The following is a 12061-nucleotide window of genomic DNA, read 5'->3' as shown; positions in this document are numbered from 1 at the left end:
CGTCAGAACTCCAGGTCGAGCGCAGCGCAAAGATAATCGACGAACGGGCCGAGCGCGGCGAGATCCGTCGCCAGCGTCTGCCGCAGGCGCGGGCCGAGCATGGTGTCGTCGTCGAGCGTGCGCTCGGCCACGAAGTTGCGCCGCCGCAGGTCGTCGACAAACGGAAAGTCCTCGGGATACCCCTTCGGCGTCCGCACGAGCATCTCGCTGTCGTCCAGGTCGAACCGCTTGCGGAATGCCGTGCCATGCGCGGCGGCCTTCCAGCCCGACGGATTGTCGACGATGAACTGCCGCACCTGCCGCTGCACGGGCGTCGGCGAATGCCACACCCCCGCGCCGACGAAACACTTCCCGGGTTGCAGGTGCATGTAGAACAGCGGCGCTTCCACCTGGCGGCTGCGGGCATGCATCAACCGCGCGCCCTGCCAGGTCTTGTACGGCGTCTTGTCGTTCGCGAAGCGCGTGTCTCGCTGGATGCGGTACAACGACCCGCCGACGGGCTTGGGATCGACGCGGTACTGCGCGCTGATTTCCGCGACGACGGGCTGCAGGTCCGTCAGCAACCGCTGGAACGGCGCGCGCACGTGCGCGTCGTAGTCGACCTTGTGCGCGAGGAACCACGCGCGGTCGTTGTTCCGCGCCAGTCCGCGCAGGAATTTGAAAGTCTTTTCCGTGAAGTACGTCGTCATGACAGTTCGACGGCGCGCTGCCGCCCCCAGTCCTCCAGGGCATCGAGGAGCGCGAGTTTAGGGCCATGATCCGCATGCGCGGCGCGAAGTGCCGTGATTTCCGCGAAGAACGTGGCGAGCGTGTACTCGGACAAGCCGGCGTCGCGCGTCAGGCGCCCGCGGCGGTAGTCGTCCCAGCGGACGCGTTCGTCGGCACTCAATGTCTCGGGCCAGTTGCGCGCGCGATAGCGGAACAGCAGTTCGGACATGCGCGCATCCTTGAAGTCGAAGGCATGCGTGGCGAGCGACTTCGGCGGCAGCGAGCGCACGGTGGCGAACTTGCGCTTGTCGCCTTCGTCGAGGAAACCGTCGTAGATCGAATGGTCGACGTCGTTGCCTTCGCCGCGCTCGCGCTTGACCGCATAAACCCGACGGACCTTCTCCGCGAGTTCCGGTCCCGCGTCCCGCAAGCGTTGCGCGCGGGACTCGCACAGCGCGCGGTCGATCGACAAGCGCCCGAAGTCCGCTTCGCGCAGATGCTCCCACTGCACGACGATCGGGCACTTGTTGACGTGCACTTCCTTCAGCGCGACGCGCACGGCCCCATCGGGCAGGTCGGCGCTCGGGGTGTAAAGGTGATCGGCGATCTCTTCCGGCGAGAACGTGAGCAGCGCTTCCGGGTCCTGGTCGAGGTCGAACACGATCACGCGGCTGTCGATCTGCGGATGGCGCGCGACCGGCACCACCGGCGCGCTGCTCATGCGCAGGGCCGGGAAGCGCTGCGAGACGTGCAACACCGGCTGCATGCGGACGGGATCGACCAGTTGCGCGACGTAACGCTTGTCGCGCAGGCGCAGCGCGTAGTCCCAGAGCTTCGGCTGCGCCTGCTTGAGCTTGCGCGCCAGGCCGACGAGCGCGAGCACGTCGGAGAGCGCCTCGTGCGCATCGCCTTGCCGCACGTCGTTCGCGACGGCGAGGTGTTCGAGCCGGAACGACGCCGCGCCGTCGTCGCGCAACGGCCATGCGATGCCTTCGGGCCGCAGCGCATACGCCATGCGCAGGACGTCGAGCAGGTCCCAGCGCGAATTGCCGCCGCGCCACTCGCGCTCGTACGGATCGTAGAAATTGCGGAAGAACCCGCAGCGCACGAATTCATCGTCGAAGCGCAGCGAGTTGTAGCCGAGCGTGCAGGTCTCCGGCCGCGCCATCTCGTCGAAGATGCGGGCGAAGGCGACCGCTTCGTTGACGCCTTCGGCGTGCGCACGTTGCGGCGTGATGCCGGTGATCATCGTCGCGGCGGGCGAGGGCAGCAGGTCGTCGGCGGGCTGCACAAAGAGGCTGATCGGATCTTCGACCGCGTTGAGGTGCGCGTCAGTACGCAATGCTGCGAACTGCGCGATGCGCGTCCGGCGCGGATCGCTGCCGAAAGTTTCCAGGTCGTAGAAGAGGAAGCTCGCCGGCACGCGCGCGTCAGCCTTCGACCGGCAGCGGCGGGAGGCGACGTTCGACTTCGGCATCGAGCCATGCGCGGTCGATACCATCCAGGTCCTTGCGGCCCCGCGTCGCTTCGACCAGCAATTCGCGCTGGATCCGGCCGCGTTCGAATGCGACGGCGTACGGCAGGCGGCGGAAGGTCACCATGCCGTAGCGCGGGACAAATCGCGTGGGATGGCGTTGCGCGAGTTCGCGTTCGAGGTCGCGTTGCAGCAGGAAGTCCTGTTCGTCGACGCGGGCGCGCATTTCCAGGTAGTTCTCCAGCGCCATGGCCTGGATCGCGCGGGCGTTGGGCAGGCGTTCTGTCTCGAAGTCGGCGAAGGCCTGCGCGAGATCCGGCGTGCGTTCGAGGTGGTTGGCGAGCGCGACGCAATCTTCGAAAGCGCAGTTCATGCCCTGGCCGTGGAACGGCACCATCGCGTGCGCCGCGTCGCCGAGCAGGACAGCGCGGCCATCGAGGTGCCAGTGGTCGAGGTAGAGCGTCGAGAGCTGGCCGATCGGGTTGTGTTCGAAATCCTCTTCCAGCGCCGGGATCAGCGGCACGGCGTCGGCGAAGTCGCGCTCGAAGAACGCGCGCGCATCGTGGCCGGTGCGGACCGTTTCGAATGACGGATCGCCCGTGAGCGGCAGGAACAACGTGACGGTGAACGTGCGCTCGTCGTTGGGCAACGCGATGCACATGTAATGCCCGCGCGGCCAGATGTGCAGCGCGTTGGGTTCGATGCGGAAGCCGCCGTCGGGCGCGGGCGGGATTTCGAGTTCCTTGTAGCCGTGTCCCAGCGATTCGATGCGCTCGCCCAGGGCGGTGTGCTGCTGCATTGCGTTGCGCAAAGCCGAGCCTGCGCCATCCGCGCCGAGCAGCGCGGTGAAGACATGTTCGCTGTGCTGTCCGTTGGTGTCGTCGACGAAGTGTGCGCGCATCGCATCGAAATCGACGGCGTCCAGGCGCCGGTCGAAGTGCAACCTGGCCCCGGCGCGCTCGGCCGCATCGAGCAGTGTGATGTTCAACTCACCGCGGCTGACCGACCAGATGACCTCCGAATCGTCCTTGCCGTAACGCAACAACTGCTGACCGCCATCGAGCGAATGCACCATGCGCCCGCGCATCATCACGGCCTTGTCGAGCACCGCGCCATCCGCGCCCGCGGCACGCAACGCATGCAGGCCCCGTTCGGCGAGCGCGAGGTTGATCGACCGCCCGCCGGCATACCCCTTCACCCGCGGATCGCCGCGACGCTCGAACACATCGACGGACCAACCGCGCTGAGCGAGCAGAGTGGCGAGCAAACCGCCGGCGAGGCCGGCGCCGATGAGGGTCAGGTGGCGTGTCATGCGCCCAATGGTGCCAGCCCGTCCGCGCCGCCGCCATCGGCGTCCCGGTTCGCATCTTCCGAATGCACCTCACGCGGGGTGGCGTTGCATGCTGCGGGCGTCAACCACCGGAGCTTGTCGTGCACGTCGCCACCGAGGAACAAATGCTCGATCTCACGCGGACCCTGCTGCAAATGGGCGCAATGCGCCTGGAGGAGGAGCGGTTCGAGATCTTCGGGCTCGCGCTGCGGCTCGACGGCTCCCTGGCGCAGATCGTGGCGACCGAGGGCGAGGAACCGTCGATCGACAGCATCGCCGCCCTGTGCAAGCGCGTGCAGGGCGCGTGCCTGGCCTTCGGGATCTTCGCGATGGTCGCAGTGGAAGGCGTGCCCGACCATTGCTTGTTCACGATGGCCATCGAAGGCCGGTGCGGGCACGCGGTGTGCTCGTGCGGCCTGATCGCGAAGGGGCCGGACGGTGTGTATGACGTCGAGGACGGATTCGATGTCCCGTCGAAGCCGGGGTTGTTCGAAATGGTCCACCACTGACGGGCGTCAGCCCGTGCGCCAGCGATCCGTTTCCGTCGCGAACCGCAGGATGTCCTCGCGCGTGTTGTACAACGGCGCCGGCGAGATGCGGATGACGTCGGGTTCGCGCCAGTCGCCCAGCACGCCGCGCGTGGCCAGGAACTCGAACAGATCGCGGCCCGCCGCACGCCCGCTCAAGCCGCGGCCCTGCAACACGCGAATCGACAACTGCGCACCACGGCGCTCGCTTTCGCGCGGCGTGACGATCTGCAGCGTGTCCGACAACTTCGCGCGGATCAGCGACTCCAGGTAAGCCGTCAGTTCCAGCGAACGCGCACGCAACCGGCCCATGCCCGCACGCGCGAACACATCGAGCGATGCACGCAAGGGGGCGAGTCCGAGGATCGGCGGATTGCTCAACTGCCAGCCGTCGGCGCCGGGCGTGGCCTGGAAGTGCCCGTCCATCTTGAAGCGCGATGTCTGGTCATGCCCCCACCAACCCGCGAAACGCGGACGCGTGGTCTGCGCATGGCGCGCATGCACGAAGCACCCCGCGACTGCCCCCGGCCCGGCGTTCATGTACTTGTAGTGGCACCACACCGCGAAGTCGGCGTCGCTGTCGTGCAATTGCACGGGCAGGTTGCCGACCGCGTGGGCGAGATCGAACCCGACGATCGCGCCGGCCGCGTGACCGAGGCGCGCGATTTCCTTCAGGTCGAAGGCCTGCCCGGTACGGTATTGCACGCCCGGCCACACGATCGCCGCAAGTCGCGGGCCGTGCTGCGCGATCGCGCGTTCGATGGCGGCCATCGAGAACGTGCCGTCGGCTTCGTCGGGTTGCAGTTCGATCAGGTCGGTGGCCGGATCGAACCCATGGAACCGCACCTGCGATTCCAGCGCATGACGATCCGACGGAAACGCGCCGGCTTCCATCAGGATCGCGGGGCGCTCGCGCGTGGGGCGATAGAAACTCACGAGCATCAAGTGCAGGTTCGCCGTCAGCGTGTTCATCGCGACGACTTCCGACGGCTGCGCACCGACCACATCGGCAAGCGCATCGCGCACCAGCGCGTGGTAAGGCATCCAGGGCGCGGGCTCGAGGAAATGGCCTTCCACCGCGTCGCGCGCCCACTTGTCGAGGACTTCCTCGACCATCGCACGCGCGCCCTTCGGCTGCAGGCCCAGCGAGTTGCCGCAGAAATACGCCTGCGGGGCGCCGTCGTGGATCGGGATGTGGAAGTCGTTGCGGAACTCGCGCAGCGGGTCGGCGGCGTCGAGCGCGCGGATGCGGTCGACGTCGAACAGGGCGTCATTCATGGGTGTGTGCGATCAGGCGCCGTTGAAACGCGAGGCGGACAGCCCCAGCCATTCCAGCGCGGTGCCGTGGTAGAGGCGGGCCTGCTCGTCTTCCGACAGGCCGAGCGCGGCAATGCCGGCGCCCGGTTCCTGCTCGCCGAGCGGGAAGGGATAGTCGGTGCCGAGCATGATGCGCTCGGCGCCGCAGGTGTCGATCAGGTAGCGCAACGCGCGCGGATCGGCGACCCACGAATCGAAATACATCCGCGCCAGGTACTCGCGCGGATTGCGGAAGTTGTCCGTGGCGACCAGGTCGGGCCGCATGTTGAAGCCGTGCTCGATGCGCCCGATGGTGTACGGGAAACTGCCGCCGCCGTGCGCCATGCAGATGCGCAGGTTCGGCAGGCGTTCGAGCACGCCGCCGAACACCAGGCAGCACGCCGCGCGCGATTGCTCGGCCGGCATGCCGACCAACCAGGGCAGCCAGTACTTGGGCATCGACTCGCTGCCCATCATGTCCCACGGGTGCACGAGGATCGCCGCGCCGAGTTCGCTCGCCGCTTCGAAGAACTCGAACAACTCCGGGGCGTCGAGGTTCCAATCGTTGACGTGCGAACCGATCTGCACGCCCTGCAGGTCCAGCTGGTCCATGCAGCGTTCCAGTTCGCGCACGGCCAGCGAAGGCGATTGCAACGGCACCGTGCCGATGCCCGCATAGTGCTTCGGATAGGCGCGGCAGGCCTCGGCAGTGTGGTCGTTGAGCGCCTGGTGCAGTTCCAGCGCGTGGTGCGGCTTGGCCCAGTAACTGAACATCACCGGCACCGTGCTGATCACCTGCACCTGCACGCCGAAGCGTGCGTAATCGTCCAGGCGGATCTTCGGGTCCCACGTCTTGGGCCAGATTTCGCGGAAGAACTTGCCGTCCTTGTAGATGCGGTGCCGCCCGTCGTCGCCGTGGTGGATGACCGGGAACCGCTGGTCGCCGTACTTGGCGGACAGGTCCGGCCAATCGCGCGGCAGGAAGTGGGCGTGGGTGTCGATCTTGAGCATCCGGCAAGCTTACCGGAGGCGCCACGGCCGGGCTCGTTCGGGCGCGGGTGAACGGGGCATACTGGCCGCATGCGGGTTCGGCAGGCGACATCGGCGTGGTGCGTGGCGGCCCTGGTGGCCGCGATGTCGGCCGCCCCCGCGCATGCAGCGGTCATCGCCACCGCCGCCCGCAAGGATGGGGCCACCATCCGCCTCACCGACGAAATGCCCGCGGCCTGCAACCAGGGCAGCTTCCACGGCGGTGCGCGCATCCATCGCGGGAACAAGGTGCAGCAGGCGTGCTGGGCGTTCGACTGGAAGGCGCGCGTGTTCCGCGTCGTGCCGCTGGCGCCCAAGCCGATTTCGCAGGGCGTGCTGCAGGGCGTCGCGCGCTTGCTCGATGGCGACCAGGCCGCCGCATGGCGCGAAGTGCAATCGCGCGACACGCTCGACGATGCGCATGCGTTGCGCATGAAGGCCAACGAGTTCAAGTGGGTGGACAAGAAAGCCCCCGGGTGAGGTGACCGGCGGTCACATCGCCCGCCAATCTCGGGCACCTCGCCGTCGCGCGCCGATTACGACAACCCTGTTTGTTATCCTCGCCCGTCATCGAGCATCGCGGTCCACGCGATGCCGGAAGGGGGCAGGGGAATGCAGGCAATCAACGGGGCGGCCGCGCTAGCGGTCGCCGTGCTCGTGGCCATCGCGGGCAGCGCCGGTGCGCGCGATTTCGAATTCAACACGAGCCCGACCTACCTCAAGGATGCGCCGGCGATGCGGTCGAGCTCCGAGTGGGTCGACATCGGCGATGCGAACAACGACGGACGCGACGATCTGTCGGTCGTCGTGTGGGATCCGTGGCCGACGGCGCCCGACACCAGTCCGGTCTATCGGCACGTCAACGTCCGGCTCCAGCGCGACGACGGATCGCTCGCGGCCCCGCTGTCGCTCTCGCTGCCCATGACCAGCATGAACACCGTCGAGGCGGTGGACCTGGACGGCAACGGGCAGAACGAACTCGTCGTCGGCTACGACGAGGGGCTCGCGATCTATCGCTGGAACGGCGCGGAGTTCGTGCCGACGCTGGTGCCGGCATCGTTCGATTGCGACGACATGGCGATCGGCGACATCGACGGCAACGGCACGCGCGACATCGTGTGCCAATCGGCGGCCGCCAACGTGGCCTCGATCTACATGGTCGCGTCCGACGGCACCATCGCCGGTCCGGGCTACATGGGGACGCCGTCGTCGAACGCCGCCCGCCAGACCAAACTCGGCGACGTGACCGGCGACGGCCGTCCCGACCTGCTCCAGGCCGACCAGGGCATGTGGAGTTTCATCGTGTACGCCAACGACGGCGAAGGCGGCTTCCTGCCGCCGCGCTCCTACGCCTATCCACTGGACTACTACACGGGGTTCAACGGGCGCGGCATCGAAGCATTCGACACCGACGGCGACGGGACGCTCGAAGTGGTCGTCGGCCGTGAATGCAACACGCCGTGCGCGAACCTGCTCGTCTACCGCAACGGGAGCGACGGCTACCTGCGCCTTGCGCAGATCATCGCGACACTCGACAACCCCGACGCGCTCGAGAAGGCGGACGTCGACGGCGACGGCTATCCCGACTTGCTGGTGACCCACGGCGGCTACTCCACCCTCGGCCGCTACATGGGCGGCCCGGACGGAATGGCGACGACGGAAATCCGGTCGGGCGCCCTCAATACCCAGGCGACCGCGTTCTTCGACCTCGGCGACCTCAACGGCGATGGCCGCATGGACTTCGCCATCAACAACACCGGCTGGAATGCCGGCGTGAAGTACGGCATGGGCAAACGCTCGCGCGACGTCAACGGCAACTGGATGTCGGACCTGGTGTGGCGCGACACCACGGGGCGCACCGCCGTGTGGCCGCAAGGGTGGGTGTCGAATTCGATGGCGCTGCCGAACGTCGCGTTGCCGTGGGCGGTGAAGGCCGCGGGCGATTTCGACGGCGACGACAAGGCCGACCTGTTCTGGCGGAACCCGTCCAACGGCGCGAACATGATCTGGCTGGGCGCCGACGCGAACACGACGCAGGACGCCATCCCGCTCGCGCCGCAATGGCAGATCGCCGGCAGCGGCGACTTCGACGGCGATCTGCACGACGACATCCTCTGGCGCAATTCGAGCACCGGCGAGAACGCGATCTGGTTCTCCGGTCGCTTCGACGATGCGATCGCGATCCGCGCGGTGCCCGACGTGCGCTGGCAGGTCGCCGGCATCGGCGACTTCGACGGCGACCGCGTCGACGACATCCTGTGGCGTCATTCGGCGACCGGTTCCAACAGCGTCTGGTTCTCCGCGGACGTCGCCACGAGCGTCGCGCTGGCCCCCGTGCAGAACCTTGCATGGAAGGTCGCCGGCATCGGCGACTTCAACCGCGACGGCATGGACGACGTGCTGTGGCGCAACGCGCAAAGTGGCGGCAATTCGATCTGGCGTTCGGCGAACGCCGCGCGGCAGCAGCCCGTCGCGAGCGTCGGCAATCCGGCCTGGCAGGTCGCCGCGGTCGGCGATTACTCGGGCGATGGCATCGACGACATCGTCTGGCGCAATACCAACGGCAGCAATCTGATCTGGCTCGACGCCGACGCGGCGAAACAGCAAACCCTCGGCACGGCTGGTCCCGCATGGCAGGTGGTCCCATGATGAAGCGTTCGATCCTCCTGTTCGTGCTCGCCCTGTGCGCGCTGGATGCCAGTGCGGCGAACGTCTCCTTCAGCCGCCCGATCCGGTTGACGACGGAGTGGGGCCCGTTCGGTTCCACCGCCATCGGCGATGTCGACGGCGACGGTCGCAAGGACCTCGCGGTGACGCGTGCGTCCGGCTACGAGACACCGACGCTGCTGGTGTACCTGCAGCGCACGGACGGCACCTTTGCGGCGCCGTTGCAGACCGTGCTGCCGCCGGCCTACGGCAGCGACCTTCCGATCCTGCTCGTCGACCTGGACAAGGACGGCAAGCCGGAGCTCTTCGTGGGGCAGGGCAATACGCAGGTGTCGATCGTCAAGGTGGCCAATGGCGCGTTGACGAAGTCCTCGTTCCCCACGCGCATGTCCTGCGCGTACGCCGCGGCCGGCGACATCGACGGCGACGGCAACGTGGACATCGCCTGCCACGACGAACAAGTCACCGCGACGATTTTCTTCGGCAATGGCGCCGGGGGATTCCGCAACAACCTGGAAGTCGGGACCGGTGCCGGCACCTGGTACAAGGAATGGGAGATCAAGGGCATCGACCTGGCCGACGTGACGGGCGACGGCCGCCCCGACCTGCTAGTGACCTCCTCGTTGATCAGCAGCTTCTTCGTGCTGCAGAACAATTCGCTGGGCGGTTTCTTCCCGGGCGCGACCGCGTATCCGCATCCGTACACGCCGACCGGGGTCTATCCGGCGGCGGTGCGCGCGGTGGATACCGATGGCGACGGCATCGATGAAGTCGTGACCGTCAGCCCGGACAACCGACCGAACGCGTACATCAACGTCTACAAGCGCAGGGCGAACGGCTACCTCGGCCTGTCGGCGCGCATCCCGACGTTCAGCAGCACCACCGCGCTGCTCGCCTCCGACCTCGACGGCGACGGCGACAAGGAGTTGGTGCTGGGCCATCACCAGATGGGCGCGATCAGCGTGGCCGGCGCCAACGGGAGCGGGCTGCAGTCGCAATCGCGCTTCGAATTGCCCGGCTTCGGCAACGCGGTGTGGGATCTGTTCGAGATCGTGGGGTCGTCGCACGCGTTGTCGATCGGCGATGTCGATTCGGACGGCTGCCCGGACCTGGCCGCCACCACCTTCACGGGGACGACGCTGCTGTTCGGCTGCGAACCGAATTTCCACAAGCTGCCGGTCAACGACGTCGACGGCGATGGCTTCGCGGACATCCTCTGGCGCGAAGGCCCAGGCGGCGTCCAGTACTCGATGTTCCGAGTCACCCAGTACTGCATCCGCGCCTACTACAACTGTCCGACGACGGTGGATCCCTACCAGGAACCGCAGGCGCTGGGCGATTTCGACGGCGACGGCACGTCCGACATCCTGTGGCGCAACCCGGCCACGGGTGCGAACACCGTTTTGCTGGCTTCGTTGTTCCCGCGGATGCTGACGCCGGCGGGCACCGCGTGGCGCGCGATGGGCACGGGCGATTTCGACGGCGATGACCGCTCCGACCTCTTCTGGCGCAACAGCGTGTCGGGTGCCAATTCGATCTGGCGCTCGGCCGATGCGTCGGCGCAGATCGCGGTCGCGCCGGTCGGGAACACCGACTGGAAGGTCGCCGGCATCGGCGATTTCGACGGCGACGGCAAGTCCGACGTCCTATGGCACCACGCGATTTCCGGCGCGAACACGATCTGGCGCTCGGGCAACAACCTGACGCAGATGGCCATGACCGGTGTCTCCAACACTGCTTGGCAGATCGCCGGCATCGGCGACTTCGACGGCGACGGCCGCGATGACGTGGTGTGGCGCAACGCGGTCAGCGGCGCGAACACGATCTGGCTCGCCGCCAACAACGCGACCCAGCGATCCGTCACCGGCGTCTTCAACCCCGACTGGCAGATCGCCACCATCGGCGACTACGACGGCGACGGTCGCGCGGATTTGTTCTGGCGCAACGGAGCCAGTGGCGCGAACACGATCTGGTTGTCCGCCAACAGCGCCACGCAACTGGCGGTGCCGACCTGGCCGACGTACTTCACGTTCTTCGGCCAGCGCTGATCAGCGCCGGAACAACACCGTCTCGTTCCGCTCGAGCGGTGGCGCCAACACGCGATCGCGCCAATGCGCGGTCGCGGGGAACGCCGCGATCATCGCCGCCTCCAGCGCGGCGAACCCATCACGCGTCTCGCCGACGGCGAGCGCGTGCCCTCCGACGGTGAAGGCGAGATAGCCCTCGCTGTCGGTCGCGTGGTCGCACTGCCACGCCCGGATCTCGCACACGGTCTGCCATGCGACGAACGCATCCCCGCACGCGAACCCGTGCGGCGTCACGACCACCGGCGCATCGGCCGCGGTCCGGCAGGTCTTGAGGGTGTGGAGGGTGCCCATTGCGCTTCAAGACGCATCGGATGGGCGCCAGCGGACAGCCGCCGTTACCCATCCATATAGTTTGGTTGCCGGCCGATCGCGCTTCCCGCGTTCGGCCCCGGCATGGACCTCCAGGACCTGGGCAATCTCGCGCAGGCCGTCGGCGCGGCGACGGTCGTGGGCGGCACGATCTTTGCGCTGATCCAATTCTTCGAATACAAGCGGCAACGGCAGGACGCGGCCATCGCGGAGGTGATGCGCACCTTCATCGGCGCGGAGCTTGCGCGGGCGTTGACGATCCTGATGGAAATGCCCGACGGCGTGTCGGTCGAGCAGTTGCGGGAGAAGGGCTTCGAAGCGGAGTACGCGGGCGTGCTGGTGTGCACGACGTTCGAGACGCTCGGCATGCTGGTCTATCGGCGCGTCGTGCCGTTCGCGCTGGTGGTCGAACTGGCCGGCGGCATCATCGTCGTGATGTGGCGCAAGCTGGGGCCGTGGTTGATCCACACGCGCGAGGTGCAGCAACAACCGTCCTGGGCGGAGTGGTTCGAATGGCTCGCGCGCCAATGCGCGCGGCACAAGGACGAGCGCACGCCGGCCTACGTGCGCCATGCCGACTGGACACCACCGCGGCTGTGAGCGCCCCGATTTCCACGCCCGACCGCGTCTGTCG

General features: G+C 67.5%; 11 protein-coding genes. 5 read left to right on the top strand and 6 right to left on the bottom strand.

The genetic code is table 11. The features are described from left to right. Nucleotides 1-2 precede the first annotated feature (2 nt). The 3 genes from LF41_RS00865 to LF41_RS00855 are packed head-to-tail and all read right to left on the bottom strand — an operon-like array spanning nt 3 to nt 3494. Nucleotides 3-689, bottom strand: a complete 687-nt coding sequence (locus tag LF41_RS00865) for a DUF2461 domain-containing protein (RefSeq protein WP_036164496.1) — start codon at nt 687-689, stop codon at nt 3-5. After that, nucleotides 686-2131, bottom strand: a complete 1446-nt coding sequence (gene sbcB / locus LF41_RS00860; RefSeq protein ID WP_036165574.1) for an exodeoxyribonuclease I — start codon at nt 2129-2131, stop codon at nt 686-688. Before sbcB ends, LF41_RS00865 begins: the two co-directional genes overlap by 4 nt. Nucleotides 2132-2138: 7 nt before the next feature. Then, the gene (locus LF41_RS00855; RefSeq protein WP_036164494.1) at nt 2139-3494 is read right to left on the bottom strand and encodes an FAD-dependent oxidoreductase; all 1356 of its coding nucleotides are present in this window, start codon (nt 3492-3494) and stop codon (nt 2139-2141) included. A 119-nt stretch (nt 3495-3613) separates the two neighbouring features. Between LF41_RS00855 and LF41_RS00850 the strand changes: the two genes are divergently transcribed. Further along, complete coding sequence (locus tag LF41_RS00850) at nt 3614-4021, top strand: hypothetical protein (protein ID WP_036164488.1); 408 nt, start codon at nt 3614-3616, stop codon at nt 4019-4021. A 6-nt stretch (nt 4022-4027) separates the two neighbouring features. On the opposite strand, the gene kynU is transcribed toward LF41_RS00850, so the two are convergent. After that, nucleotides 4028-5317, bottom strand: a complete 1290-nt coding sequence (gene kynU / locus LF41_RS00845; protein ID WP_052116007.1) for a kynureninase — start codon at nt 5315-5317, stop codon at nt 4028-4030. Between the two features lie 12 nt (nt 5318-5329). Beyond that, nucleotides 5330-6346, bottom strand: coding sequence for an amidohydrolase family protein (locus tag LF41_RS00840; RefSeq protein WP_036164487.1), 1017 nt, complete (start codon nt 6344-6346; stop codon nt 5330-5332). A 102-nt stretch (nt 6347-6448) separates the two neighbouring features. Here LF41_RS00840 and LF41_RS00835 point away from each other — a divergent pair, with 102 nt between their 5' ends. The 3 genes from LF41_RS00835 (at nt 6449) to LF41_RS00825 (ending at nt 11079) form a co-directional block, all read left to right on the top strand. After that, entirely contained in the window at nt 6449-6844 is a 396-nt protein-coding gene (locus LF41_RS00835) for a hypothetical protein (RefSeq protein WP_036164486.1), read from the top strand. A 132-nt stretch (nt 6845-6976) separates the two neighbouring features. Further along, nucleotides 6977-9013 carry an FG-GAP repeat domain-containing protein gene (locus LF41_RS00830; protein ID WP_036164485.1) on the top strand — a complete coding sequence of 679 codons (2037 nt, stop codon included), beginning with the start codon at nt 6977-6979 and terminating at the stop codon, nt 9011-9013. Continuing rightward, a complete protein-coding gene (locus LF41_RS00825) occupies nt 9010-11079 on the top strand; it encodes an FG-GAP repeat domain-containing protein (RefSeq protein WP_161786900.1) in 2070 nt (689 codons plus the stop codon). Before LF41_RS00830 ends, LF41_RS00825 begins: the two co-directional genes overlap by 4 nt. On the opposite strand, the gene LF41_RS00820 is transcribed toward LF41_RS00825, so the two are convergent. Beyond that, on the bottom strand, nt 11080-11409 hold the full coding sequence (locus tag LF41_RS00820) for a hypothetical protein (RefSeq protein ID WP_036164482.1): 330 nt from the start codon (nt 11407-11409) through the stop codon (nt 11080-11082). It abuts the gene before it with no gap. A 102-nt stretch (nt 11410-11511) separates the two neighbouring features. Between LF41_RS00820 and LF41_RS00815 the strand changes: the two genes are divergently transcribed. Beyond that, nucleotides 11512-12027, top strand: coding sequence for a DUF4760 domain-containing protein (locus LF41_RS00815; RefSeq protein WP_036164481.1), 516 nt, complete (start codon nt 11512-11514; stop codon nt 12025-12027). The last annotated feature ends 34 nt before the right edge of the window (nt 12028-12061 follow it).

Origin of the sequence: Lysobacter dokdonensis DS-58 (genome assembly GCF_000770795.1) — a bacterium.
GTDB lineage: Bacteria > Pseudomonadota > Gammaproteobacteria > Xanthomonadales > Xanthomonadaceae > Noviluteimonas > Noviluteimonas dokdonensis.
This window is presented reverse-complemented; position numbering and strand designations above follow the sequence as displayed.